This window comes from Mitsuaria sp. BK037 (genome assembly GCF_014193045.1).
In the GTDB taxonomy this organism is placed as follows: domain Bacteria; phylum Pseudomonadota; class Gammaproteobacteria; order Burkholderiales; family Burkholderiaceae_C; genus Roseateles.
Map to the genome: position 1 here is coordinate 517,433 of NZ_JACHYS010000002.1, position 25,458 is coordinate 542,890.

The window sequence follows — 25,458 nt, forward strand, 5'->3', positions numbered from 1 at the left end:
GCGATCGGGGCCGGCGCGTTCAGGTCGCGCCGTACAACGCGATCTTGGCCACGAAGCCGATCGCGAAGACGGCGGCCACGCTGGCCAGGATCAGCGCCAGGCGCAGGTTGCTCTTGCGTTGCTCGGGCGTCGGGGCCATCGCTGCCACTCCTCCTTCGCGGCGCTCAGCCGATGATCCGGGTCGCGGTGACATCCAGCTTGGGCGGCGTCTCGAAGGTGTGGAACGGCGCCGGCGACGGCACTTCCCACTCCAGGCCCTCGGCCGCTTCCCAGGGCTTCTGCGGCGCCTTGGCGCCCTTGCCCCGCATCATCGGGATCACGACGAACACGAAGAAGTAGACCTGCATCAGCCCGAAGCCGAAGGCGCCGATGGAGGCCAGCGCGTTGAAGTCGGCGAACTGCATCGGGTAGTCGGCATAACGACGGGGCATGCCGGCCAGGCCCAGGAAGTGCATCGGGAAGAAGGTCACGTTGAAGGTGATCAGCGAGCCCCAGAAGTGGATCTTGCCGCGCGTCTCCGAGTACATGACGCCGGTCCACTTCGGCCCCCAGTAGTAGACGCCGGCGAACAGCGCATACAGCGAGCCCGCCACCAGCACGTAGTGGAAGTGGGCCACGACGTAGTAGGTGTCCTGGATCTGGATGTCGATCGGCGCCATCGCGCAGATCAGGCCGGTGAAGCCGCCCATCGTGAACACGAAGATGAAGCCCACGGCCCACAGCATCGGGGTTTCGAAGGTCATCGAGCCGCGCCACATCGTCGCCAGCCAGTTGAAGATCTTCACGCCGGTGGGCACCGCGATCAGCATGGTCGCGTACATGAAGAACAGCTGGCCCGTCACCGGCATGCCGGTGGCGAACATGTGGTGCGCCCACACGATGAAGGACAGGATCGCGATCGAGGCGGTCGCGTACACCATCGAGGCGTAGCCGAACAGCCGCTTGCGCGCGAAGGCCGGGACGATCTGGCTCACGATGCCGAAGGCCGGCAGGATCATGATGTAGACCTCGGGGTGGCCGAAGAACCAGAAGATGTGCTGGTACATCACCGGGTCGCCGCCGCCCGAGGGCGTGAAGAAGCTGGTGCCGAAGTGGCGGTCCGTCAGCGTCATCGTGATCGCGCCGGCCAGCACCGGCATCACCGCGATCAGCAGGTAGGCGGTGATCAGCCAGGTCCACGCGAACATCGGCATCTTCATCAGCGTCATGCCGGGGGCCCGCATGTTGAGGATGGTCACGATGATGTTGATCGAGCCCATGATCGAGGACGCGCCCAGGATGTGCATCGCGAAGATGCCGGCGTCCATCGACGGGCCCATCTGCAGCGTCAGCGGCGCGTAGAGCGTCCAACCCGCGGCGGGCGCGCCGCCGGGCATGAAGAACGAGCCCACCAGCATGAGGGCCGCGGGGATCATCAGCCAGAAGCTGAAGTTGTTCATCCGCGCGAAGGCCATGTCGGACGCGCCGATCTGCAGCGGGATCATCCAGTTCGCGAAGCCGACGAAGGCCGGCATGATCGCGCCGAACACCATGATCAGGCCGTGCATCGTCGTGAACTGGTTGAACAGTTCCGGATTGAAGAACTGCAGGCCCGGCTGGAACAGCTCGGCGCGGATGCACAGCGCCAGGGTGCCGCCGATCATCAGCATCGTGAAGCTGAACAGCAGGTACAGCGTGCCGATGTCCTTGTGGTTGGTCGCGAAGACCCAGCGCCGCCAGCCCGTCGGGGCATGGTGGTCGTGGTGATCGTCATGGTCATGGGCATGACCGGTCGGGTGGTCGAGCACTGCACTCATGTCAAATCCTCGGTGGCTGCCCGTCCCCGTGGGGCGGGCTGGCATTCAAACGCGTTCCTGCGGTCGGTGGATCAGGCGGCGCGCCTCACTTGGCGCGCTCGGCCACGACTTCCGCGGGCTGGATCAACTGGCCGGTCTTGTTGGACCAGGCGTTCTTCGTGTAGGTCACGACGGCGGCGATCTCGCTGTCCTTCAGCACGCCCTTCCAGGCCGGCATCTGGCCCTTGCCGTTGAGCACCAGGTGCAGCTGCGCGGCGTGGTCCTCGGCCTTGACGATGGCCGAGCCGTCCAGCGCCGGGAACTGGCCCGCGCCCTTGCCGTCGGCCTTGTGGCAGACCGCGCAGTTGGCGTCGAACAGCTTCTGGCCGCGGGCCATCAGCTCGTCCATCGTCCAGACCTTGCTGGGGTCGTCGGCCTTGGCGGCGATCTTCTTCATCTCGCCGTCGACCCACGCGGAATAGTCCTTGGCGCTGAGCACCTTGACGTGGATCGGCATGTAGGCGTGCTCCTTGCCGCAGAGCTCGGCGCACTGGCCGTAGAAGTCGCCGGTCTGCTCGGCCTTGAACCAGGTGTCGCGCACGTAGCCGGGGATCGCGTCCTGCTTGACGCCGAAGGCCGGCACCATCCAGGCGTGGATCACGTCGTCGGCCGTGGTGATGATGCGGACCTTCTTGCCCACCGGCACCACCAGCGGGTTGTCCACCTTGAGCAGGTAGTTGTCGACCGAGCCGGGGTGGCCGGAGTCCGACAGTGCGCGGTGCGAGGCGTCCAGCGTCGAGACGAAGCCGATGCCCTCGCCCTCGCCCTTGAGGTAGTCGTAGCCCCACTTCCACTGGTAGCCGGTGGCCTTGATGGTGAGGTCGGAGTTGGTGGTGTCCTTCATCGCCACGACGACCTTGGTCGCGGGCAGCGCCATCAGGATGACGATGATGAAGGGCACGATGGTCCAGGCGATCTCGACCTTCACGCTCTCGTGGAAGTTCGCGGACACCGCGCCCTTGGACTTCCGGTGCTTGAAGATCGAATAGAACATGACCCCGAACACGGCGATGAAGATCGCCAGGCACAGGATCAGCATCATGTTGTGGAGCCACATCTGCTCATGCGCGATCTTGGTGACCGGCGGATGCAGGTTCAGCTGGTTGACGGCCGGACCTCCGGGGAGGTCGTTGACCGCCAAGGCGACCTGGCTGGCCAGCGCGGCCGTCAGGCCGAACGCGAGCTGGCTGCAGCGGCGCCCCAGTTGCACACAACTGTGTTCAATCGTCATGGTCGTCTCTTTATCCAGTCTTTCTCAAGCTCTTGTCACCCGGGTCTCCTCCAGGCGGCTTCGGCGCTCGAGCCCGCTTGTAGCGCGGGCTTCGGCGCCAAGCGGTGGCGGAAACCTACGGGGCCAGCAGACGTACTCCAGTCGGGCGCGGATTCTAGCCCACCCCTCTGGCGCACTATGACCGCCCCCAGAGGGCCGAACGGCCCAGGATTACCCTCAGACAGAGGGGCCCTCGCCCTCTGTCGCGACACCGTCACGCGAGCCCTAGCCGAGGCCGCGCGCGATGGGGGTCAGTGTTTGCCCGCGCCGCGGACCATGGCCCGCATCTGCTCGAGCGACACCTCGGTGGTGGCCGCGACCTTCACCTTCGGCTGGGGCTTGAACGCATGACCGTAGACCAGCTCGATGCTCAGCGACAGCCGGCCGTCGGCGCCGCGCAGCGACTCGAGCGCGCGCAGCAGCCGCGCGCGCCAGGCCTTCGTGCGCAGACCGCGCGCGCGGGCCGGTGCGAGGTTGCCGCCGAGTGCGCGCAGATCGCGCAGCAGGTCCTCGGGCGAGCCCCAGGTCAGGCGCAGGTGCTCCTGGTCCATCACCGGATCGGCGAAGCCGGCGTGCACCAGCATGTCGCCCAGGTCGTGCATGTCGACCCAGTCCGGCGCCGGGACGCCCCAGCCCTCGCGCGCGAAGACCGGACGCAGCTCGATGAAGCTGTCCGGCCCCAGGCACGAGAACATCAGGCAGCCCTCGACCGCCAGGCCGGCCTGCCAGCGCTTCATCAGCGCCGGCTTGTCGGCCTCGGCATGCAGTTCCATGTTGGACCACGCCAGCTGCGCCGCGGCCGCGGGCGGCTCCGCGACCAGCTCCGTCGGCGCGCCGCCGCGCAGCTTGTCCATCACCGATTGCATGAAGCCGCGCTTGAGGCGCTGCTGCAGCAACGCGCGGACGTCGGCATCGGGTTCGAGCCAGAGCTGCGTCGCTTGCGGATAGTGCTGGCGCAGGCCCGCGTCGCCGCCGCCGATGGAAGGGCGGCTCTGCAGCACGGCGGTGGGTTGCAGGCGGATCACCGGCAGCCGGTCCAGCATGCGCGTGGCGACCTCCTGGTGCAGCCAGGGCGCGTCCTCGGACGCGGCCAGGCGACGACGCTGCCGTTGCGCCGCGCCCGCATCGATCTGCTGTGTGCCCGGCGGCAAAGCCTCATCTCCAGTCATGGGGCGCGATTGTAGGTGGGCATGCTTGACCCGATCCGGCGCCGGCCTTTGACGCGATCCCCGATGGCGTGCGGTATCGCGCGGATCGCGCGCGCCGGCCGGGCGCTCGCGGCGGTCATGGGGATGAGGGCACTCAAGGCAATTGAAGCGCTCAAGGCACTCGTGGCGCCTAAGGCGATCAAGGCGCCCAAGGCGCTCGGGGCGCGCCGCGATGGCCCGTGGCAATGGCCTGGCCAATGCGCGCTGTGCCGCTGCTGGTGTCGCGGTGGCACCTGCGGGGATTGCGACGCGCTGCATCCCCCCGATGCCCACCCGCGCTGCGCGCTCTGCGCCCTGCGGCTGCCGGCGGGGGCCGCGGCGGCCGGCGGGCCCGATCCCCGTTCGCTGCGCTGCGGCGCTTGCGCGCGCAGGCCGCCGCCGTTGTCGCGCTGCGTGGCGGCCATGGATTACGCCTTCCCCTGGGACCGGCTGCTGCTGGCGCTCAAGTTCGGCGAGCAGCTCGAAGTGGCGCCGCTGCTGGCCGGACGGCTGTCGCTCGCGCTCGCGCGCGCCGGCATCGACGCGCCCGATCTGATCCTGCCGGTGCCGCTGTCGGCGGAGCGGCTGCGCGAGCGCGGCTACAACCAGGCGCACGAGATCGCCCGGCGGCTCGCGTGGCCGCAGGGGACGAGCGAGGTCGAGCGACAATCGCGCCTTTGCGCCCGGACGCTGCTGCGCCTGCGCGACACCCCCCAGCAGGCGCGGCTGCCGCTGGACGAGCGCCGGCGCAACCTGCGCGGCGCGTTCGTGGTGCTCAAGCCGGTGCGCGGGCTGCGGGTCGCGATCGTCGACGACGTCATGACCAGCGGCGCCACGCTGCACGAGGCCGCGCTCGCGCTGCGCCGCGCCGGCGCGGCGGACGTCCAGGCCTGGGTGGTCGCGCGCACGCCGTAGTCCTCAACGAAAGAGCGAAAGAGCCTCGCCCCATGTTCAACATCGTGCTGGTCCATCCGGAGATCCCGCCCAACACCGGCAACGTGATCCGGCTCGCGGCCAACACCGGCTGCCGGCTGCACCTGATCGAGCCGCTGGGCTTTTCGATGGAGGACCGGCTGCTGCAGCGCGCCGGCCTGGACTATCACGAGTACGCGCCGGTTCTGCGGCACGCGGACTGGGCGCGCTTCCTGGCGACGGAACAGCCGGACCCGACGCGCCTGTTCGCGTTCACCACGCGCGGCAGCCGCCTGCTGCCGACGGTCGCGTTGAAGCCGGGCGACTGGCTGGTCTTCGGCTGCGAGACCTCCGGCCTGCCGCCGGCGCTGCGCGATGGTTTCCCGCTCGAGCAGCGCGTGCGGCTACCGATGCGCGAAGGCCAGCGCAGCCTGAACCTCAGCAACGCGGTGGCGGTGGCGGTCTTCGAAGGCTGGCGGCAGAACGGCTACGCGGACGGCGTCTGAGCCAGGCGCTCACTCGCGCTCGAGCTTCAACTGCTTGATCAAGGCGCCCCAGCGCTGACGCTCGTCGCGCATCAGGCTGTCCAGCCCTTCCGGCGAGGTGCCGGCGGCGCTGAAGAACAGCGGTAGCAGCTCGCGCCGGAAGGCCTCGCCGCGGACGATGCGGACCACCTCGTCCGACAGCCGCCGCACGATCGCCTCTGGTGTGCCGGCCGGCGCCAGCAGCGCCTGCCACGAGGTGGCCTCGAAGCCGGGATAGCCGGATTCGGCCACGGTCGGCAGCTCCGCGAGCGCGCCGAAGCGGCCGGCGCTGGTCACCGCCAGCGCCTTCAGCTTGCCGGCCCGCACCTGCGGCATCGCGATGGCGGGCACCATGAAGCCGGCGTGGATCTGGCCCGCGAGCATCGCGCTGACGACCTGCGGGAACCCGGCATACGGCACGTGGACCATCGCCAGGCCAGCACGAGCAATGAACGAGGTCATCGCCAGATGCGCGGCGCTGCCGTTGCCGACGCTGCCGTAGTTGAGCTCGCCGGCGCGCCGCCTGGCCAGCGCGACGAACTGCGCGAGCGTCTCCACACCCAGCGACGGCGGCACGACCAGCACGTTCGGCGAACTGGCGATGAAGCTCACCGAGCGCAGCTCTCGCTGCGGGTCGTAGGGCAGCGACTTCGCCAGCAGCGGCGCGGTGATCAACGGTCCCTGGATGGTGAAGAGCAGCGTGTGACCGTCGGGCGCGGCCTTCGCGACCGCGCCGGTGCCGATGTTGCCGCCCGCGCCCGGCTTGTTGTCGACGACCACCGGCTGGCCGAGCATGTGCGCGAGCGGCTCGGCGAGGTAGCGGGCCACCAGGTCCGGCGAGCTGCCACCCGGGAAGGGAACGACGAGACGGATCGGTCGCGACGGCCATGAGCCGGCATTGCCGGCAGTCCCGGCGGCGATCGCGCCAGTCGGCATCAGGCCAAGGCCGGTGCCCGCCGCCGTCGTGGTCGCCGCCGCCGCGGCGGCAAGCAGGTCGCGCCGCTTCATGAGCCCGCTCATGCCATGGTCCTCATGCGCCGCACCGCCATGTCCCACCCAGCGCGCCTCACCATTCGGACTTGGCCTGGCGGCCCATCAGCGCGTCCAGGGCCTCGTTCGGCGTCAGCCGGCCTTCGAGCACCTCGACGACCGCCGCGGTGATCGGCATGTCGACGCCAGCCCCGCGCGCCCGCGCCAGCACCGTCGGCGCGCTGTAGACGCCCTCGGCGACATGGCCCAGCTTGGCGAGGATGCCGGGCAGGTCCAGGCCCTCGGCCAGCAGCAGGCCGACGCGACGGTTGCGCGACAGATCGCCGGTGGCCGTCAGCACCAGGTCGCCCAGGCCAGCGAGCCCGAGCAGCGTCTCCGGCTGCGCGCCCAGCGCGAGCGCGAGCCGCTGCATCTCCGCCAGACCGCGCGTGATCAGCGCGGCGCGGGCGTTGAGTCCCGGCCCCTGCCCGCCCTGCGCCTGCGCAACCAGCCGCAGGCCATCGGCGATGCCCACGGCGATCGCCATCACGTTCTTGACCGCGCCGCCCACCTCGACGCCGACCGGATCGGCCGACGAGTACACGCGCAGCCGCTCGCTGTGGAAGGCCGACACGCCCAGCTGCGCCAGCGCGGCATCGCCCGAGGCGGACACCAGCGCCGTCGGCTGCCCGGCCGCCACTTCCTGCGCGAAGCTGGGACCCGACAGGACGCCGGTGGCCAGCCGCGGCGCGACCTCGCGGGCGATCTCGTGGCCGAGCAGGCCGGTGCCGGCCTCGAAGCCCTTGCACAGCCACAGCGCGCGCGCGCCATCGGGCAGCCGCGCCAGCATGCCGCGCAAGCCCGACATCGGCGTCGCGATCACGATCAGGCCGTCACGGCCGTGCGCCAGCGCGGCCTCGAGGTCGTCGGTCAAGCCGAGCGTCGCGGGCAGCGCCGCATCCGGCAGGTAGCGGTCGTTGCGGCCGGCGGCGCGCATCGCGGCGATGGCGCCGGCGTCACGCGCCCACAGCCGCAGGTCGTGACGCGCGCTCGCGGCGATCGCCAGCGCCGTGCCCCAGGCACCGGCGCCGAGCACGCTGATCTTCATGCGCGGAGCAGTCATGGTCGGTCAGGGAGAACGAGGAGGAAGCGCCCGCAATGCAACACGCCGGCCGGCGGACAGGTCCGCGGGGCCGGCGTGCTCATGGGCCCCGGGGATCAGTTCGGGATGGCTTCGCCGTTGGACTGGCCGGCGGCGGCCATCTGGGCTTGCTGGGCCTCGAACATGGCCTGGAAGTTCACTTCCGTCAGCATCACCGGCGGGAAGCCGGCGCGCGTGCAGACGTCGGAGACGATCGCGCGCAGGTAGGGGTAGATCATCTGCGGGCAGACGATGGCCAGGATGCCTTCGAGCTGGTCCTGCGGCAGGTTGCGGATCTCGAAGATGCCGGCCTGCTTGGCCTCGATCAGGAACAGGGTCTTGTCCTGCACCGTGGTCGTGACGGTGGCGGTGACGCTGACCTCGAAGAGGCCCTCGGCCACCGGCTCGGCGGCCAGCGAGAGCTTGATGTCGACCTGCGGCTGGGCCTGCTCCAGCAGGATCGCCGGGGCGTTGGGCTGCTCCAGCGACAGGTCCTTCAGGTACATGCGCTGGATCTGGAACACGGGAGCGTTGTTGTCGTCGGCCATGGGGGTCATCCAAATGAAAAGGCCCGCCAGCGGCGAGCCGTGGCGGGCATTATGACCGAGCGCTCATGACCGCCCGGTGAGGGAATTCCGGAGGCCGCCAGGCGGCGTCCCGGACGGGCCTCAGGCCTGCAGCAGCGGCTGCAGACCGCCGCGCTGGTCCAGCGCGATCAGGTCGTCGCACCCACCGACATGGGTGTCGCCAATGAAGATCTGCGGCACCGTGCGGCGCCCCGTCAGCTGGATCATCGAATCGCGCTGTGACGGATCCAGGTCCACCCGCACTTCCTCGATCTGATCCACGCCCCGCTGCTTGAGCAGGGACTTGGCCCGCACGCAGTACGGGCAGACCAGGGTCGTATACATCTTCACGGCGGCCATCGCCAATCTCCAAAGTCGAATCGAGCGTCCGGTGGTCCGGCAAACCGGGTGCCGGTGCGGCTGCCAGGGCGATCAGGCCGCGGACTTCTCGACGGGCAAACTCGCTTCGCGCCAGGCGGCCAGACCGCCCTGGACCGCGACCGCGTTCGCGTAGCCCTGTTTCTGCAGGATGCCAGCGGCGCGCTGCGCGCGTGCGCCGGTCTTGCACATCAGCACCACCGGCAGGGCCTTGTTGCTGGGCAGTTGCTTGGCCGGCAGTTCGGTGCCAGTGAGCGTCGACAGCGGCACGTTGCGGGCGCCGTTGGCATGGCCGGCCGCGTACTCGGCGGGCTCGCTGACATCGATCAGCACGCCCTTCTCGCGGTTGACCAGGCGCACCGCCTCGGCGGTCGCCACGCCGCCCGCCTTGCCGCGCAGCGAGGGCCACAGCAGCAGGCCGCCCGAGGTGAGCGCGGCCAGCACGAGATACCAGTTTTCGATCAGGAACTTCAAGGCGGGGCCCGTGGGATGAATCCAAAAGCTGCGGATTATAGGAAGGCCGGGGGCCGCAGCGGCCCCCGGCGCTCAGGCCAGCTTGAAGGTCGAGACTGCCGACTGCAGCGCCCGCGCCTGCTGTTCCAGGCTGTTGGCCGCCGCGGCCGCCTGCTCCACCAGCGCCGCGTTCTGCTGCGTCATCTGGTCCAGCTGCACCACCGACTCGTTGACATGGCCGATGCCCTGGCTCTGCTCGGCGGACGCTGCGGTGATCTCGCTGATGATGTCCGAGACCCGCTGCACGCTGGCCACGATCTCCTCCATCGTCGCGCCGGCGTCCTGCACCAGGCGCGAGCCCGACTCGACCCGCGCCACGCTCGCGCCGATCAGGGTCTTGATCTCGCGCGCGGCTTCCGCGCTGCGCTGCGCCAGCGAGCGCACCTCGCCGGCCACCACCGCGAAACCGCGCCCCTGCTCGCCGGCGCGCGCGGCCTCGACCGCGGCGTTCAGCGCCAGGATGTTGGTCTGGAAGGCGATGCCGTCGATGACGCCGATGATGTCGCCGATCTTGCGCGAGCTCGCGCTGATCTCGTCCATCGTCGAGACCACCTGGCCCACCACCTCGCCGCCCTTCTTCGCGACGGTGGCGGCGCTGCCCGCGAGCTGGTTGGCCTGGCTGGCCGCGTCGGCGCTCTGGCGCACGGTCTCGGTCAGCTGCTGCATGTTGGAGGCCGTCTGCTCCAGCGAGCCGGCCTGCTTCTCGGTGCGCACCGACAGGTCCTGGTTGCCGGCCGCGATCTCGCGCGAGGCCACCGTCATCGAGTCGGTGCCGCTGCGCACGTCGCTCACGATCGCCGACAGGCCCTGCGACATGTCGCGCACCGCCGCCAGCAGGCTGGACTCGGCGCCCGGCGCCACCACGATGGTTTGCGACAGGTCGCCGCCGGCCATCTGGCGCATCACGTCACGGGCATATTCGGGCTCGCCGCCGAGCTGACGCCACACGCTGGCGATCAGCAGCCACGATCCCGCGCCCAGACAGACGACCACGATCAGGCCGCTCAGCACCGTCGCCCACAGGCCCGAGCCGACACCCTGCTCCGCGCGCGCCAGCGTCCCGTCAAAGGTGGTCCTGGCATCGGCGCGGGCGTCGCCCAGCGTCTGCTCCAGCGCCTTCTGCGCGGCCTGCATCTTGGGAATGGCGCCCGCCTGGTCGCCCTGCTTGATGCCGAGGAACAGCTGCGCGGTCTCGACCGAGGCGGCGTAGTAGGCCTCGAAGCCGCTCTCCAGCCGGGCGCCGGCATCGGCGCGCCCCGGGATGGCCTTGATCGAGGCGATCACCTTGCGCATCGCGGTGGCGCGCTCGGCGGCCTCGTCCAGGCGCTTCTTCTCGCCCTCGGCGACGGCGGACTGGATCGTCCCACCCAGCGCCTCGAGCTGCGCGGCCACCTGGTTGGTGGCCACCAGATACGGATAGTCGGCCTCGCCCAGCGCGTGGATGGCGCCCGAGGTCCGCGACGAAAAGAACAGCACCACCGCGATGCCCACCGCGAAGACGATCGCCGCCAGCACCGGCAGCATCGCGATACGGGTCTTCAAGTTCATGCCTGACTCCAATTCATCCTGTGTCTCCAACGACCTCCCCGGGTCGATGGCGCCCCGCCCTCCCACGACGGCGAGGCGGGCGGGCGGCCGAGGCCGCCCGCCGCCGGCGTCAATCGACGCTCAGCACCACCTTCACCGAGCCGTCGACGGCCGACTTCTCGATGTAGCCGATCGCATCGGCATTGGCCACGACGAACTTCTTCACGTCGGCCGAGCTGCCCAGCTCCTTGGGCGGCGTGCCCTTGCCCGAGAACACCAGGCGCGACCAGGCGGCCTTCACCTGGGCCGAGGACTTGCCGGTGGCCTTCGAATAGAAGTGCTCGCGCGCCGCGGCGCTTTCCGGCAAATCCACCGCCTGGGCGGCGCCGCCGCTGGGCAGCTGGTTGGACTTGCCCAGGAAGATGCTCGCGACCTGGTCGGCGCTCATCGAGGCGACCGGGCTCTTCGGATTGACCACGACGGCGACCTGCGCCTGTGCGGCCACGGCGGCGACCAGCATCGCGGCGCCGATGAGGGGCTTGATCATGTTGAACTGCATGAGGGTCTGTGCTCCGCTCAGAACACGAAGTCGACGGCGACGCTGTAGACGCCGACGCGCTCGTTGTTGAAGCCCGGCTGGACGTTGTAGAACTGGCCGGCGCCGGTGGTCTTGATGCTGTCGTACTGGGCCTTCACCGCGACGTTGCGCCAGGCATCCCAGCGCACGCCGACGGCGATGGTCTTCTGCGGCGTGCTCTGCGCGGCGGTGACCGCGTCGACGACGGCGCGCAGCGGCAGGCCACCCACGACCACCGTGCCCGGGATCGTGTTGTTGACGTTGCTGCTGTCGGTCTTCTGCTGCGACAGCGTCGCGTACGGCGTGAACTTGCCGACGCGGTAGCCGACCGTCGTGTACCAGCCGGTGGTGTCCGGCACGAAGGAATCGTTGCGGCGCTTGGTGTACTCGGCGGCGACGACCCACTGGCCTTCGTCATAGCTCAGGCCCACGCCGGAGAAACTCGCATCCTTGTCGGTCGGGTCGATCTCGTTGCCGACCGAGGCGAACGGCGTCTGGCGCAGCGCGCCGACCAGCGAGCTCACCGTGGCGCTGTGCGCGGTCAGCTTGCCCTGCGCATGGCCCACGCGCAGGTTCAGGCCGTCGGCCAGCTCGACGGTGGCGTTCACGCCGACCATCTTCTTGAGCTCGAGCTTGGTCTGGCGCACGTAGGACGAGCTTTCGCCGCCGAAGACCTGCAGCGAGACGCTCTTGCCGGCGACCTGCGTGCTCCAGTTGACGTCGACGCCGTCGAAGTGGCTCACCGGCACCTGGCCGTAGACGTCGATCGGCGGACGCAGCCAGGTGTTGGCATAACCGACGTCGCGGAAGTCGGACACCGCGAAGAACGGCGCGCCCATGCGGCCGGCGCGGATCGCCAGGCCCGGCGTGGCCTGCCACTTGGCGAAGGCCCACTCGACCTGCGGCGTCCAGTTGCCCTTGCCGGTCTGCTTGGTCAGCACCTGCGCGGTCGCGGAAAACTGCGCATTGAACTTGGCCGTGCCCTGCAGGCCCAGCTTCGAATCGACTTCGCCGCTCAGCGACTTGTCGGCGCCATGGACCTGGCCCGGGATGACGTACTCGGCGCCATTCCTGGTCGTGCCCGTCAGGCCGACCGTGCCGAAGCCGGAGAACGAGAACATCGATTCCGACTGGCCCTGCGCCTGCGCGCCAAATGCCAGCAGCGCCAGCGCCACCGGCGCCAGTCGCAAGCTCTTCACCACCATCATTGCAAGTACTCCTGTACAGCGTGAATGCCCAACGTGGGCGTGTTCTTTTTTCGAACCAAACTTGGGCGCCCGATACGCCTTTCGCCCGGTGCGAAAGCAGTTGTCGGCGCTCCGGAAGGCTTCTTGAGACGGGGGCCCTGGAGGGCTGCCTCTAGAATCCGCCGGGCCTGCCGGAACCCGGCCAAACCTCACGAAACCCAAGACCCATGTACAAGCTCGTGCTGATTCGCCATGGCGAATCGACCTGGAATCTCGAGAACCGCTTCACCGGCTGGACCGACGTGGATCTGACGCCCACCGGGGTGGAGCAGGCCAAGCAGGCGGGCCGTCTGCTGAAGGAAGCGGGCGTCGACTTCGACGTGGCCCACACCTCCGTGCTCAAGCGCGCCATCTGGACCCTGTGGCATTGCCTGGACCAGATGGACCGCCAGTGGCTGCCGGTGCGGCACAGCTGGCGCCTGAACGAACGCCATTACGGCGGCCTTCAGGGGCTGAACAAGGCGGACATGGCCAAGCAGTACGGCGACGAGCAGGTGCTGGTCTGGCGCCGCAGCTATGACACCCCGCCGCCGGCGCTGGAAGCCTCGGACCCGCGCAGCGAGCGCGGCGACATCCGCTATGCCGGCCTGCAGCCGTCGGACATTCCGCTGACCGAGTGCCTCAAGGACACCGTGGCCCGCGTGCTGCCCTACTGGAACGAACAGATCGCACCCGCCATTCTGTCGGGCCAGCGCGTGCTGATCGCGGCCCACGGCAACTCGATCCGGGCCCTCGTGAAGTATTTGGACGGCATCGCCGACGAAGACATCGTTGGCGTGAATATTCCCAACGGCATCCCGCTGGTGTACGAGCTGGACAAGGACCTGAAGCCCATCAAGAGCTATTACCTCGGCGACGCCGAGGCTGCGGCCAAGGCGGCCGCGGCGGTGGCCAACCAGGGCAAGGCCTGAACTTCCAGGCCTGAGGCCGCCGGCCGCCCGGCGGCCCTCTATTTGCGGCGCAGCGCGGTCGCGAGCAGCTCCGCGATGCAGACCGCGTTGGTCTCGTGCGGGACCGCGTTGCTGCTCCAGATGTGACGCACGCCGGCCGCGCGCAGCGCCGGCAAAGCATCGCCGTTGAACAGCGCATGCGTCACGGCGACATCCACGCTGGCCGCGCCGCGCTCGAGCGCCTCGCGCGCCGCGCCGATCAGCGTCCGGCCGGTCGAGGCCATGTCGTCCAGCAGCACGACCGAGCGCCCACGCACATCCAGCTCGGGAAACGCCAGCTGCACCTGCGTGTCGCCGAAGCGCACCTTGCGGCCGATCGCATGCTCGAGCTTGCCGGCACGCGCCGCCTCGGCGACCCACTGCCCCGACTCCTCATCCGGTCCGACCAGCACCGCGCCCGGCACCTGCACGGCGATGAAGCGCCCGAGCTGCGCCGCCGCCGACAGCGCAACGCCACGCCCGCGTGGCATCACCTCATCCAGGCTGGCGATCCGGTGCAGGTGCGGGTCGACAGTCACCACGCGGTCAAACTGCGTCGACAGCAGCGCCGCGATGTGACGCTGGCTGACCGCCTCGCCCGGCGTGAACTCCATGTCCTGCCGCATGTAGGCCAGATAAGGCGCGACCAGCATCAGATGCCGCACGCCCCAGCCCCGCGCGGCCGGCGCGGCGATCAGCAGCTCGACCAGACGGTCGTTGGGCTGATGCTGCATCCCGCGCAGCACGATGACGTCACTCGGCAACGGCTTGGGCAGCACCACCCGCGTCTCCCCATCCGGGAAACGATGTCGCGTGATGACCCCCATCGGGCGGCCCAACTCCCTGGCCAGCCGCGTGGCCAGGTCCTGTTCGTCGTCGAAGCACAGCAGCATCGGCGGATCCTCGCATCAAACCGCGCCCGGAGGGCATGCGGCATTCCCGCTGATGGGCGATTGGAGGTGCCGGCGATGGGGCGGGAGCAGGCGCTCCTTGGCGCGGCTGGGGGCTGAAGCTGGGGGTGAGGCCGACTACCTGCCATCTCCAGCGCGCTTGGCCGCCAAGGCGTGGGGCCTTGGCGTCAAGCGCCAAAACCCCACGCCTTGCCGTCCCCGAACGACCCAGGACTCAGGGCCTGGGGAGTGCGGTTGAGATCGTTTCGGCCAGAGCTTCAGCGAGGTGGCGGCGGTCGAGGCCTTCCGTCGGCATCGCGGGCAGTGAGCGGACTTCGACCGCCAGGTCCTTGGCGGTCAAGATGCGCCACAGGCTTTCCATCAAGGTCATCTGGCCGATGTATTGCGCGGCCTCGCTGTATGGCTGGCCGGGCTGGTGCCAGCGCAGCACCACCGGCTGCAGCGGGGTGTGCGTGCTGATCGCTGCCTGCAACAGGTTGCCGTGCAGCGGCAGCAGCGGGTAGCCCGGGCCGGTCGTGCCCTCGGGGAAGACCGCCACCGTCTCGCCGGCGGCCAGCGCCTCGGCCGTCTTGTGCACGACGCGCAGCGCGTCGCGCTTGCTGGCGCGCTCGATGTAGAGCGTGCCGACCGCCGTCGCCAGCGATCCCACCAGCGGCCAGGTCGCGATGTCCGCCTTGGAGACGAAGCGCACCTCCGGCATCACCGCGTGCATCGCCGCGATGTCCAGCCACGAGATGTGATTCGCGGTGATCAGGCGCGGCGCCGGCGCCTGCGGGCCCGGCGACTCCAGCCGCACCCCCAGCACCCGCAGCAATTTGCCCGACCACCAGCCGACATAACGCTGCTTCGTCGACGTGTCGAAACCGGACCAGCGCACCTGCACGAGGAAGACCCCGTGCGCGATGTGCGCCAGCATCCGCAGCGCCCGCCAGACGCCGACCAGGGCACGCATCAGGCCGTCCGCTCGACGTCGGTGACCAGCGATTCGTAGGCGACCGTGCCGGCCACCAGCGTGTAGCGCACGCGGCCCGGCAGCTCGAAGCCGGTGATGTCGAAGGAGAACGGGGTGTGCTTGCCCTGGCTGACCAGCCGCTCCGGCGTGACCGCGCCGCTGGCCTCGGCGTCGAAGACGACGACGTCGCCCACACCGCCCTCGACCAGCCGGCCAGCGCTTGCCGCCAGCGAGCCCAGCGCGCCGCCCAGGACCTTGACCGGACGGCCGGTGATGGTGTCGAGCGTCCGCGCCAGCGAGAGGCCCTCGTCCTGGCCCCAGCGCAGCGCCAGGCTGAGCAGCAGTTCCAGGCCGGTGGCGCCGGGTGTGGCCTCGGCGAAGGGCAAGGTCTTTTCGTCGGCGGCGACCGGGTTGTGGTCGCTGACCAGCGCGTCGATCGTGCCGTCGGCCAGCGCGGCGCGCAGCGCGGCGCGGTCGCGCTGCTGGCGCAGCGGCGGGGTGAGCCGCATGGAGGGGTTGAAGTAGCCGATGTCGACGTCGCTCAGGTGCAGCGAGTTGATGGAGACGTCCGCCGTGACCGGCAGGCCGTCGCGCTTGGCCTGGCGCAGCAGCTCGACGCCGGCGGCGCTGCTCAGACGGCACAGGTGGACGCGGCAGCCGGTCACGCGGACCAGCTCGAGGATGGTGTGCAGCGCGATGGTCTCGGCCGCGACCGGCTCGCCCGAGAGGCCCAGGCGCGTCGCGACCGGGCCGCTGGCGGCGACGCCGCCGCTGAGCCACGGATCCTGCGGATGCAGCCACAGCGTGTAGCCGAAGCTGGCGGCGTACTGCATGGCCCGCTGGACGGTGAGCGTGTTGCGGATCGGGCGGTAGGCCTGCGAGAAGCCGACACAGCCGGACTCGGTGAGCTCGGCCATCTCGGTCAGCGCCTCGCCGTCCAGGCCGCGGGTGAGCGCGCCCAGCGGGAAGAGGCGGCAGCGGCTGAGCTTGCGGGCGCGGAACTTGAGCATGTCCACCAGGCCCGGCTCGTCCAGCGCCGGGTCGGTGTCGGGCGGGCAGACGAGGCTGGTGACGCCGCCGGCGGCCGCGGCGGCGAGCTCGCTCTCGAGCATGCCTTCATGCTCGTGGCCGGGCTCGCGCAGCCGCGCGGCCAGGTCCACCAGGCCCGGTGCGACGACCAGGCCGTCGGCATCGATGACACGGTCCGCGCTGAAGTCGCCGACCTGGCCCAGGCCGACGATGCGGCCCGACGCGATCGCGAGGTCGCCGCGCTGGTCCAGGCCCGAGGCGGGGTCGAGCAGGCGGCCGTTCTGGATGAGGATCTTCATGCTTCGTTCCCGGCGAGGATGGACATGACCGCCATGCGGACCGCGATGCCGAAGGTCACCTGCGGCAGGATCACGCTGTGCTGGCCGTCGGCGACGGTGGACGAGATCTCGACGCCGCGGTTGATCGGGCCCGGATGCATGACGATCGCATCCGGCTTGGCCAGCGCCAGCTTCTCCGGCGTGAGGCCGAAACTCTTGAAGTACTCGCCGGCGCTGGGCAGCATCGCGCCGCTCATGCGCTCGTTCTGCAGGCGCAGCATGATGATGACGTCGGCATCCTTCACGCCCTCGGCCATATCGTGGCAGACGCGCACGCCCATGTCCTTGAGGTCGCCCGGCACCAGGGTCTTGGGGCCGACGGCGCGGATTTCCGGCACGCCCAGCGTGGTGAGCGCATGGATGTCGCTGCGCGCGACCCGCGAATGCACGATGTCGCCGACGATCGCCACCGTGAGGTTGGTGAAGTCCTTCTTGTAGTGACGGATCGTGTACATGTCCAGCAGGCCCTGCGTCGGATGCGCGTGGCGGCCGTCGCCGGCATTGACGACGTGGACATGCGGCGCGCAGTGCTGCGCGATCAGGTAGGGCGCGCCGGACTCGCTGTGGCGCACGACGAACATGTCGGCATGCATCGCCGAGAGGTTGGCCACCGTGTCCAGCAGGGTCTCGCCCTTGGCCGTGCTCGAGCGCGCGATGTCCAGGTTGATGACGTCGGCGGACAGGCGCTTGGCGGCGATCTCGAAGGTGGTGCGGGTGCGGGTGCTGTTCTCGAAGAACAGGTTGAAGACCGACTTGCCGCGCAGCAGCGGCACCTTCTTGACCTCGCGGTCGTTGACCGACAGGAAGGTGCCGGCCGTGTCCAGGATCTGGTGCAGCACGGCCTTGGGCAGGCCCTCGGTGGACAGCAGGTGGATCAGCTCGCCATGCTTGTTCAGCTGCGGATTGCGTTTGCTCAGCATGGGATCAGTCCTCCTTCACGTCGAAGCTGAAGCGGCCGTGGTCGCCAGGATCCTGGCTTTTGACCAGGCTCAGCCGCTGGTGCGGCGCCAGGGCGACGCGCGCGGCGGAGAACGCCGGCTCGATCGGCAGCTCACGGCCGCCGCGGTCGACCAGCACCGCCAGCGTCACGCTCGCGGGCCGGCCGAAGTCGAACAGCTCGTTGATGACGGCGCGGGTGGTGCGGCCGGTGTAGAGCACGTCGTCGATGAGCAGGATGTGGCGGCCCTCGACCTCGAAGGGCAGCTTGGTGTGATCGGCGCTGGCGTTCATGCCCTTGCTGCCGAAGTCGTCGCGGTGCAGCGCGCTGGAGATGACGCCGTGCTGGCCCGGCAGCTTCAGGTCCTGCTGGAGGCGCTCGGCCAGCCAGGCGCCGCCCGACCAGATGCCGACCAGCGCGCAGTCGGGTTGCAGCAGGCGCTGGACGCCGCGCGCGAGGTCGGCGTAGAGCGCTTCCGCATCGAGGTGCAATGTGCTCATGGGTGTTCCCGGAAGAATTGTTCGAGGATCAATGCCGCGCTCGCGGCATCGAGGTCGCGCGCGCCCTGGGACTGGGCTTCGGCGCTGGTGTAGCGTTCGTCGACTTCGACCACCGGCAGCCGGTAGCGGCCACGCAGCTGGCCCGCGAACTTGAGCGCGCGGGCGGTCATTTCATGCGGGGCGCCGTCCGGATGACGCGGCACGCCGATGACCAGCGCATCGGGCTGCCACTCCTGGATCAGCGCCGCGATCGCGGCCCAGCGCGCATCGCCCTGCTCGGTGATCGTCCGCAAGCCCCGCGCGCTGCCCAGCATCCGGTTGCCGGTCGCCACGCCGAGGCGTTTGGTACCGAAATCAAAACCGAGGGGGGAAACGAAAGACGCAGGAGACGCGGCCGTGCTCATGGCGACGCGACCGGTCATGCCCGCCGCCGGGCCGCCCCAAGGCGGGCAGCGCCCCTCGGGGGCAGGAGCGAAGCGACTGGGGGGCTCACGGTTCTCATGCGTGCCCGGCCTCCTGGCTGAGCATGCGCGGATCGATGCCCAGCAGCGCCAGCGCCTTGTCGTAGCGCTCCTCGATGGGCGTGTCGAAGATGATCTCGGGCGTGGCGTCGACGGTGATCCAGCCGTTGCGGCCGAGCTCCTCCTCGAGCTGCCCCGCCGCCCAGCCGCTGTAGCCCAGCGTGACCAGCACCCGCTTGGGGCCGGCACCGCTGGACAGCGCCTCCAGCACGTCGCGGCTGGTGGTCATCTCGAGCCCGCCGGGCACGGCCAGCGTCGCGTTGTAGTGGTTGCCCTGCTCGTCCAGCGGCTCGTGCAGCACGAAGCCGCGCTCCGTCTGGACCGGGCCGCCGAAGAAGACCGGCCGCGCGGCCATGTCCTCGTCGTTCAGCTCGAGCTCGACCTTCTCGAACAGATTGCCCAGGGTCAGCGAGATCGGCTTGTTGATGACCAGTCCCAGCGCGCCCTTCTCGTTGTGCTCGCACAGGTAGACGACGGAGCCGGCAAAGGTTTCGTCCACCATGCCCGGCATGGCGATCAGGAACTGGTTGGTCAGGTCGATGCGTTCCTTGGACATAGGGGCGGATTCTATTTCACCGACACTCCGTCCCCATGACGCGAACGTCCTCTTCCCCCGCTTCCCGGCCCCCCGCGCCGACGGACGGCGCGGACAGCGCCCTGGTGTGGTTCCGCCGCGACCTGCGGGCCGACGACCATGCGGCGCTGTACCACGCGCTGCGGCGGCACCGCCGGGTCTACTGCGCCTTCGTGCTGGACACCGACATCCTGGACCCGCTGCCGCGGGCCGACCGGCGCGTGCAATTCATCCTCGACGCGCTGGGCGTGCTGGATGCGGACCTCGCCGCGCTGGCCCCCGGCGCCGGCCTGATCGTGCGCCACGGCGCGCCGCGCGAGCAGATCCCGGCGCTGGCCGCCGAGCTGGGCGTGCAGGCGCTGTACTTCAACCACGACGACGAGCCCGACGCGCTGCGCCGCGACGCCGCCGTCGGCGAGACCCTGCTGGCGCGCGGCGTGCAGGTCGAGAGCTTCAAGGACCATGTGATCTTCGAGCGCTCCGAGCTGCTGACCGGCGCCGGCAAGCCTTACGGCGTCTTCACGCCCTACAAGAACGCCTGGCTGCGCGAGATCACACCCTTCTTCCTCAGCAGCTATCCGGTTGAGCGCCACGCCTCGCACCTGGCGACCGGCCCCGAGGTGGCGGCGCGCCGGAGCGTGCCCGCGCTGGCCGACATCGGCTTCGAGCCCGCCGGGCTGAGCGCGGCGCTCTCGGGCGGCAGCGCGGGCGCGCGGCGGCTGTTCGACGAGTTCCTCGAGCGCATCGACCGCTACGGCGAGACCCGCGACTTTCCCGCCGTCAAGGGCCCGAGCTACCTGAGCACCCACCTGCGCTTCGGCACGATCTCGATCCGCGTGCTCGCGCGCGAGGCCTGGCGGCGTGGCTACGCGGGCAGCGGCGCCAGCGCGGGGGCGCAGACCTGGCTGTCGGAACTGATCTGGCGGGACTTCTATCACCAGGTCCTGCACCACCATCCGCGCGTGGCGGGGCGCGCCTTCCGGCCCGAGTACGACCGCATCGCCTGGGCCGAGGGTCCGGAGGCCGATGCCGACTTCGAGGCCTGGTGCCAGGGCCGTACCGGCTACCCGCTGGTCGACGCGGCGATGCACCAGATCAACCAGACCGGCTACATGCACAACCGGCTGCGCATGGTCACGGCCAGCTTCCTGATCAAGGACCTGGGCATCGACTGGCGCCGCGGCGAGGCCTACTTCGCCGAGAAACTGATCGACTTCGATCTCGCCGCCAACAACGGCGGCTGGCAATGGGCCGCCTCCAGCGGCTGCGACGCCCAGCCCTACTTCCGCATCTTCAATCCGGTCAGCCAGAGCGAGAAGTTCGACCCCGACGGGAAATTCATCCAGCGCTACCTGCCGCAACTGTCGCGGCTGCCGCCGGCGCTGATCCACGCGCCCTGGCTCGCCAAGCCGGCGGAACTGGCCGCCTGCGGCGTCGTGCTGGGCCGCGACTATCCCGAGCCGATCGTGCGCCACGAGACCGCGCGCATGGCGACGATGGCGCGCTACGCCGTGGTCAAGGACCGCGGCTTCGCGCCGGACTAGGTTCCGGCGCGCACCGTCAATGCACCACCGCGCTGCCCTTCTGGGGCAGGCGCAGGCCGTGCGCGCGGGCTTCCGCCAGGATCAGCAGGCCGCGCGCGGTGATGGCGTCGCGGGGATGCAGCGCCACGCCGACATGGCTGTCGAGCCGCACCGGATGGCCGCCCAGGTCGAAGGGCTGCGCCAGCGCATCGCGGATGCGCTCGCCCATCGCTTCCGCCTCCTGCACCGATCCGGCGCGCGACACCACCAGCGCGAACTGCTCGTTGGCATGCCGCGCCAGCAGGTCGACCGGACCGGCGCAGGACGACAGCCGCCGGCCGACCTCCACCAGCACCGGTGCCGCCGCCTGCACGCCCTGGCTGCGCAGCAGCGCCTCCAGGCCCTTGAGCACCACCACCGTGACGGCCACCCGGCCGGACTCGGCATTGACCATGCGCAGCACCTGGTCCAGGCGCTCCAGCAGCGCCACCTGGCCGAGCAGCCCGGTGGCCGTGTCGCGCAGCAGCGGCGAGGGCCGCGTCTGCCGGCCGGCCGCGCGCTCGCTCTGCAGCAGCTCGTCGAGGTCGCCGAACAGCGACTCCAGGCCGCTGCCCTTGTCGTAGAAGCCGTCCGCCCCCGCCTGCATGCACATGTCGCGGTAGGCGTCCATCGCGTGATGGGTGAGCATCAGGATCCGGCCCTGGAAGCCCTTGTGGCGCAGCGCCCGCAGCACGTCGACGCCGGTGCCCACCAGCAGGGTCATGTCCAGCAGCACGGTGTCGGGCTGCAGCCAGTCGATCAGCGCGATCGCCTGCGGCGCGGAGTCCGCCTCGCCGACGACGCGCACGCCGGCCATGTCCTCGAGCCGCCGTGCCAGGAGCCGGCGGATGGCCGACGAGTCCTCGACGAGAAAAATGTCCATGAAGGGATGCTCCGGATCGCGGCGGCGACTGGTTGTCACCGCCTGTCCGGCATCTTGCGCGAGGCCCGGCGCCGGCATCAGCAGCGCCCCGCGCATGCTGGTGTCGGGGCCTGTCCGCAGGATTTGTCGGGCGATCCCCTACAGCGCCCGGCCGCTCACTGGATGTCCGTCAGCCCGTGCTGGACGCAGTACTTGGTGAGCTCGGTGTTGTTGCGCCAGCCGGTCTTCTCGAGGATGCGCGCGCGGTAGGTGCCGACCGTCTTGGCCGACAGGTGCATGGTCTCGGCGATCTCCGCCGGCGTCTTGCCCGCGGCGATCAGCAGCATCACCCGGTGTTCCTGCGCCGACAGCTGCTCATGCGGCAACTGGCCCGGCGTCGCGCCGCTGAGCAGCCCCAGCAGGTGGTCCGCCATCGCGGCCGTGACGTAGCGCCCGCCCTGCAGCAGGCGCTGCAGCGCGACGACCAGCTCGTCGGTCGCCTTGTCCTTGGGCAGGTAGCCGGACACGCCCATCTGCAGCAGCCGCGCCGCGTAGGCGGACTCCGCGTTGAGGCTCAGCACCAGCACCGGCACGCCCTTGAGCGCCCGCAGCATGCGGCTGGCGCCCTCGGTCCCGCTGGCGTCGGGCAGTGACAGGTCCAGCACCAGCGCATCCGGCTTGTTGGCCTGGCCCAGCTGCAGTGCCTCGGCGATGGTCGATGCCTCGTCCAGCACCGCCGATGGCCAGTGGCCCTGGATCAACTGCTTGACCCCGAGCCGCATGATCGGATGGTCGTCAACGATCAGAAACCTCATCCCAACCCTCCTCGTTCTCCCGGGTCGCCCCGGTGCTGTCCCCCTCGTCCGCGCCGCCGGCCAGCGGCACGCGGACGTCGATCCGCGTGCCACGTCGCGGCGCCGGCCCGAAGACCAGTTCACCGCCTGCCAGCACGGCGCGCTCCCGCATGTTCCTCAGGCCCGACGCATCCGCCCGCACCTGGCCCGGGCCGATGCCGTCGTCCTCGATGCGCAGGCGGTATTCCCCGTCCTCGATGCGGGACTCGATCGTCAGCTGGTGCGCCTGCGCATGCCTCAGCACGTTGGTCGCGGCCTCCTGCAGCAGGCGGAAGAGCTGGTTGTGCTGCTCGCTGCTGAGCGCCTCGTCCGGCGCCAGGTCCAGGTCGACGACCAGCTCGCTCTGCCGCTGCAGGCCCTGCGCATAGTGCTGGACCGCCGCGCCGAAGCCGAAGTCGTCCAGCAGCGGCGGCCGCAGCGTGTTGGCGATGCGGCGCGCGGCGCCGATGACCTCGTCGGCGATGGCCAGCATCTCGTCGTGCATCGGCTCCTTGGCCGGCGCGATCTTGCGCGCCATCGACAGCGCCAGCATCTTCGCCGCCGTGCCGAGCTGGCCGAGCTGGTCGTGGACCTCGCGCGCGAGCCGGCGCCGCTCCGCCTCCACGCTGCGGTCCAGTTCGGCGGCGAAGCTCTGGATGCGGGTCAGCGCCTCGCTCAGTTCACGGGTGCGCTCGGCGACGGCCCCCTCCAGCCGCGCATGGCTGTCGCGCAGCGCGCGTTCGGCCCGGTCGCGCCGTTCGCGCTCGACCCACAGCGCCGCCATCGCCGCGGCCATCAGCAGGCCCCCGACGAGCGGCAGCACCTGCGCCAGCAGCGTGGTTTCCTTGGTCTGCAGCGCCACCGCCGATTCGATGCCATCGATCCGGCGTTGCTGCACCGACTTCAGCCGCGCCAGCTCGCCGCGGATCTCGTCCATCAGCTGCTTGCCGGCGACATAGGCCTGGCGGTCGTTCAGCGCCTCGGCGCCCAGCTTCCAGCGCTTCGCGACCTGGTCCTCGACCTGGCGGCGGCGCTCGGCGATGAAACGGTCCAGCCGCGCGAAGGCCTGGTCCTGGCGGTCGCCGCTGACCGCCAGCGCGTCCTTGAGCTGGGCGTAGTTCGCGTCCAGGTCGCGCTGGGCGCGCTCGTAGGGCTGCAGGAAGGCCGCGTCGCCGGTGATCAGGAAACCGCGCGTGCCGGTCTCCAGGTCGATCAGCAGGCCGTTCAGGTCGGACAGCTGCTGCTGCGTGCGCAAGGCGTGGGCGCGCCCCGCCTCCTGACGCGTCAGCTCGCCCAGGCTGCGGTAACCGCCATAGGCGGTGGCCACGAAGGCGACGCAGCCGGCCAGCAACAGGCCCGCAGCCACCGGAAAGGTCAGCAAGCGCATGGATGGTCCGGGCCTCCGGGCCCGTGTTCGTACAACCCTGCGGACGCCGCGTTCCAGCGATGACAAGCTCGCCGGCGTCCACCCCACTGCAGTCGGGCCCCGGGTGTCAGGCGCATCGGACGTCTTTCGCTCCGCTTGCGCCGGTCGGGCCGCTTTCGCTTCTGTCTCGCATGGATTTCGCCCTTCGGTGGGAGGGCTTGTTCGCGCGGACGCTCCCTGGCGCCTGCTCACGTGGGCCTAACGCTAGAGGTGCGGCGCAGGAAAAGCAAGTCCCTGCTCACGCGCCGCGTGCCGGGAAAGCCACGTCCGCGGGCAGCAGGCGGGCCGAAGGTGAGCACTTTCACGCGACCGGCGGGTGCCGCGCGCCGGGGTCAGGACTTGTCCCACCGCCCCTCGCGGGGGCACCCCACCCCGCCTGTCAGGGGGCCTGCCAACGCGACAGCAGCGCGCCATGGCGCTGCTGCCAGTCGCGCAGCGGCGCCGCCTCGCCGTCGAGCACCAGCCGCAGGTAGGCCAGGCTGAGCTCGCGCGTCGCGGCCTTGACCTTCGGGTTGAGCTCGAAGCCGCCGGTGTTCATCCGGTCGGTGAAGATGCTGTGCGAACCGCCGCTGAACATCGCCAGCGCCTTGCGCGGCCCGCCGATCGCGTCGAACAGCGCCACCCGGTCCGACGGTCCGCTGTAGTAGCCGGGAATGGTGATCTCGTCGGCGGTGGCGCTGATGTGCAGCGTGGGGATGGCGATGCCGGACAGGATGGGCGCCGGATCGCCCTCCCCGTAGAACGGCGGCGCGGAGATCAGGATCGCGGCCTTGAAGCGCGGATCGGCCAGCGAGGACAACGACGACGACGGCGCCGCGCCACCGGTCAGGCCGGCGGGCGCCGGCACCTTCGCGCCGGCGATCAGCAGGCTGGTGTTGGCGCCGTAGGAATGCCCGGCGATCGCCAGGCGCGTCGCATCCAGCCGCGGCCCCAGCGGTCCGGCCAGCAACTGGTCCAGGGCGAAGCGGATGTCCTGCGTTCGCTCGATGGCCTCCTCCGGCTGCGCCGCATGCTGCAGGCGCCGCACCAGCGTCAGCGAGTTCGACCAGCCGAAGCCGCCGGCCCAGAGCCGGCGGTCGCTGCCGATGTGCTGCACATGCATCGCGACGATGCCGTGCGCCGCCCAATAGCTACCGAGGTAGCTGTAGCCGCGGCGCGAGCCGCCCATGCCGTGCGAGAAGACCACGACCGGCCACCCACCCGCCGGTGGCTCGCCGCGGGGCCAGTAGACGCGCACCGGGACCGCGCGTTCGCGGGCGGGATCGCTCCAGTCGAAGTCCTGCCAGTGATGGCTGCCGTCCTCGGCCGCCTGCGTGCCGGGCAGGGCCGGCAGGTCGGGACCGGCCACCGGCGGCGGCGTCGCGCAGCCGATCAGCAGGGCCGCGACCGCCGTCGCCGCCGAGGCGGCGAGCGCGGTCCAGCGCCAGGTCCTGTTCAC

Annotated in this window: 27 protein-coding genes; 4 read left to right on the forward strand and 23 right to left on the reverse strand. The window is 70.3% G+C overall.

All coding sequences use genetic code 11. From position 1 onward, the window contains the following. Window positions 1-19 precede the first annotated feature (19 nt). From FHT37_RS25135 to FHT37_RS14450, 4 genes are all read right to left on the reverse strand, one after another. A complete protein-coding gene (locus FHT37_RS25135) occupies window positions 20-139 on the reverse strand; it encodes a cytochrome oxidase small assembly protein (protein ID WP_217648442.1) in 120 nt (39 codons plus the stop codon). A gap of 25 nt (window positions 140-164) precedes the next feature. Continuing rightward, window positions 165-1,796 (reverse strand): cytochrome c oxidase subunit I, encoded by a 1,632-nt coding sequence (gene ctaD, locus FHT37_RS14440; protein WP_091726864.1) that lies wholly within the window; start codon window positions 1,794-1,796, stop codon window positions 165-167. Between the two features lie 85 nt (window positions 1,797-1,881). Next, entirely contained in the window at window positions 1,882-3,066 is a 1,185-nt protein-coding gene (coxB, locus tag FHT37_RS14445; protein WP_183482408.1) for a cytochrome c oxidase subunit II, read from the reverse strand. Window positions 3,067-3,356: 290 nt separating this feature from the next. Continuing rightward, window positions 3,357-4,274 (reverse strand): biotin synthase, encoded by a 918-nt coding sequence (locus FHT37_RS14450; protein ID WP_254783443.1) that lies wholly within the window; start codon window positions 4,272-4,274, stop codon window positions 3,357-3,359. A 441-nt stretch (window positions 4,275-4,715) separates the two neighbouring features. On the opposite strand from FHT37_RS14450, the gene FHT37_RS25415 reads away from it, so the two are divergent. Next, the gene (locus FHT37_RS25415; RefSeq protein ID WP_255489659.1) at window positions 4,716-5,207 is read left to right on the forward strand and encodes a ComF family protein; all 492 of its coding nucleotides are present in this window, start codon (window positions 4,716-4,718) and stop codon (window positions 5,205-5,207) included. Window positions 5,208-5,239: 32 nt separating this feature from the next. Further along, window positions 5,240-5,710 carry a tRNA (cytidine(34)-2'-O)-methyltransferase gene (locus tag FHT37_RS14460; protein ID WP_091726872.1) on the forward strand — a complete coding sequence of 157 codons (471 nt, stop codon included), beginning with the start codon at window positions 5,240-5,242 and terminating at the stop codon, window positions 5,708-5,710. A gap of 9 nt (window positions 5,711-5,719) precedes the next feature. Here FHT37_RS14460 and FHT37_RS14465 read toward each other — a convergent pair whose 3' ends face one another. The 8 genes from FHT37_RS14465 to FHT37_RS14500 form a co-directional block, all read right to left on the reverse strand. After that, window positions 5,720-6,664 carry a tripartite tricarboxylate transporter substrate binding protein gene (locus FHT37_RS14465; RefSeq protein ID WP_255489732.1) on the reverse strand — a complete coding sequence of 315 codons (945 nt, stop codon included), beginning with the start codon at window positions 6,662-6,664 and terminating at the stop codon, window positions 5,720-5,722. A gap of 130 nt (window positions 6,665-6,794) precedes the next feature. After that, entirely contained in the window at window positions 6,795-7,805 is a 1,011-nt protein-coding gene (locus FHT37_RS14470; protein ID WP_183483018.1) for an NAD(P)H-dependent glycerol-3-phosphate dehydrogenase, read from the reverse strand. A 110-nt stretch (window positions 7,806-7,915) separates the two neighbouring features. Continuing rightward, window positions 7,916-8,386 (reverse strand): protein-export chaperone SecB, encoded by a 471-nt coding sequence (gene secB, locus FHT37_RS14475; RefSeq protein ID WP_091726883.1) that lies wholly within the window; start codon window positions 8,384-8,386, stop codon window positions 7,916-7,918. 120 nt (window positions 8,387-8,506) lie between these two features. After that, window positions 8,507-8,764, reverse strand: a complete 258-nt coding sequence (gene grxC / locus FHT37_RS14480; protein WP_091726888.1) for a glutaredoxin 3 — start codon at window positions 8,762-8,764, stop codon at window positions 8,507-8,509. A 72-nt stretch (window positions 8,765-8,836) separates the two neighbouring features. Continuing rightward, a complete protein-coding gene (locus FHT37_RS14485; RefSeq protein WP_091726892.1) occupies window positions 8,837-9,256 on the reverse strand; it encodes a rhodanese-like domain-containing protein in 420 nt (139 codons plus the stop codon). A gap of 72 nt (window positions 9,257-9,328) precedes the next feature. Further along, window positions 9,329-10,843, reverse strand: a complete 1,515-nt coding sequence (locus FHT37_RS25690) for a methyl-accepting chemotaxis protein (protein ID WP_183482415.1) — start codon at window positions 10,841-10,843, stop codon at window positions 9,329-9,331. 109 nt (window positions 10,844-10,952) lie between these two features. After that, window positions 10,953-11,369 carry a hypothetical protein gene (locus FHT37_RS14495; protein WP_255489660.1) on the reverse strand — a complete coding sequence of 139 codons (417 nt, stop codon included), beginning with the start codon at window positions 11,367-11,369 and terminating at the stop codon, window positions 10,953-10,955. A gap of 29 nt (window positions 11,370-11,398) precedes the next feature. After that, the gene (locus tag FHT37_RS14500; RefSeq protein WP_183482421.1) at window positions 11,399-12,607 is read right to left on the reverse strand and encodes a porin; all 1,209 of its coding nucleotides are present in this window, start codon (window positions 12,605-12,607) and stop codon (window positions 11,399-11,401) included. A gap of 206 nt (window positions 12,608-12,813) precedes the next feature. On the opposite strand from FHT37_RS14500, the gene gpmA reads away from it, so the two are divergent. Next, window positions 12,814-13,557 carry a 2,3-diphosphoglycerate-dependent phosphoglycerate mutase gene (gene gpmA, locus FHT37_RS14505; protein ID WP_183482425.1) on the forward strand — a complete coding sequence of 248 codons (744 nt, stop codon included), beginning with the start codon at window positions 12,814-12,816 and terminating at the stop codon, window positions 13,555-13,557. A 38-nt stretch (window positions 13,558-13,595) separates the two neighbouring features. Here gpmA and FHT37_RS14510 read toward each other — a convergent pair whose 3' ends face one another. The 7 genes from FHT37_RS14510 to FHT37_RS14540 form a co-directional block, all read right to left on the reverse strand. Further along, window positions 13,596-14,468 carry a ribose-phosphate diphosphokinase gene (locus FHT37_RS14510; RefSeq protein WP_183482428.1) on the reverse strand — a complete coding sequence of 291 codons (873 nt, stop codon included), beginning with the start codon at window positions 14,466-14,468 and terminating at the stop codon, window positions 13,596-13,598. A gap of 232 nt (window positions 14,469-14,700) precedes the next feature. Then, the gene (locus FHT37_RS14515; protein WP_183482431.1) at window positions 14,701-15,438 is read right to left on the reverse strand and encodes a 1-acyl-sn-glycerol-3-phosphate acyltransferase; all 738 of its coding nucleotides are present in this window, start codon (window positions 15,436-15,438) and stop codon (window positions 14,701-14,703) included. Next, entirely contained in the window at window positions 15,438-16,766 is a 1,329-nt protein-coding gene (locus FHT37_RS14520; protein WP_183482434.1) for a dihydroorotase, read from the reverse strand. Before FHT37_RS14520 ends, FHT37_RS14515 begins: the two co-directional genes overlap by 1 nt. Continuing rightward, window positions 16,763-17,725 carry an aspartate carbamoyltransferase catalytic subunit gene (locus FHT37_RS14525; RefSeq protein WP_091726920.1) on the reverse strand — a complete coding sequence of 321 codons (963 nt, stop codon included), beginning with the start codon at window positions 17,723-17,725 and terminating at the stop codon, window positions 16,763-16,765. Before FHT37_RS14525 ends, FHT37_RS14520 begins: the two co-directional genes overlap by 4 nt. 4 nt (window positions 17,726-17,729) lie before the next feature. Continuing rightward, window positions 17,730-18,242 (reverse strand): bifunctional pyr operon transcriptional regulator/uracil phosphoribosyltransferase PyrR, encoded by a 513-nt coding sequence (pyrR, locus tag FHT37_RS14530; RefSeq protein ID WP_183482437.1) that lies wholly within the window; start codon window positions 18,240-18,242, stop codon window positions 17,730-17,732. Beyond that, a complete protein-coding gene (ruvX, locus tag FHT37_RS14535; protein ID WP_183482439.1) occupies window positions 18,239-18,664 on the reverse strand; it encodes a Holliday junction resolvase RuvX in 426 nt (141 codons plus the stop codon). The genes pyrR and ruvX overlap by 4 nt, the downstream gene beginning before the upstream one ends. 76 nt (window positions 18,665-18,740) lie before the next feature. Continuing rightward, window positions 18,741-19,319 (reverse strand): YqgE/AlgH family protein, encoded by a 579-nt coding sequence (locus FHT37_RS14540; RefSeq protein WP_091726932.1) that lies wholly within the window; start codon window positions 19,317-19,319, stop codon window positions 18,741-18,743. A gap of 35 nt (window positions 19,320-19,354) precedes the next feature. Between FHT37_RS14540 and FHT37_RS14545 the strand changes: the two genes are divergently transcribed. After that, on the forward strand, window positions 19,355-20,881 hold the full coding sequence (locus tag FHT37_RS14545; RefSeq protein ID WP_183482442.1) for a deoxyribodipyrimidine photo-lyase: 1,527 nt from the start codon (window positions 19,355-19,357) through the stop codon (window positions 20,879-20,881). A 16-nt stretch (window positions 20,882-20,897) separates the two neighbouring features. Here the strand turns inward: FHT37_RS14545 and FHT37_RS14550 are convergent, their stop codons facing one another. The 4 genes from FHT37_RS14550 to FHT37_RS14565 form a co-directional block, all read right to left on the reverse strand. After that, a complete protein-coding gene (locus FHT37_RS14550) occupies window positions 20,898-21,782 on the reverse strand; it encodes a response regulator (RefSeq protein WP_175538339.1) in 885 nt (294 codons plus the stop codon). Window positions 21,783-21,937: 155 nt separating this feature from the next. Further along, a complete protein-coding gene (locus tag FHT37_RS14555; RefSeq protein WP_091726945.1) occupies window positions 21,938-22,576 on the reverse strand; it encodes a response regulator transcription factor in 639 nt (212 codons plus the stop codon). Further along, a complete protein-coding gene (locus FHT37_RS14560) occupies window positions 22,557-23,981 on the reverse strand; it encodes a CHASE3 domain-containing protein (RefSeq protein WP_183482443.1) in 1,425 nt (474 codons plus the stop codon). Before FHT37_RS14560 ends, FHT37_RS14555 begins: the two co-directional genes overlap by 20 nt. Before the next feature lie 418 nt (window positions 23,982-24,399). Beyond that, window positions 24,400-25,458, reverse strand: a complete 1,059-nt coding sequence (locus FHT37_RS14565; RefSeq protein ID WP_221211098.1) for a hypothetical protein — start codon at window positions 25,456-25,458, stop codon at window positions 24,400-24,402.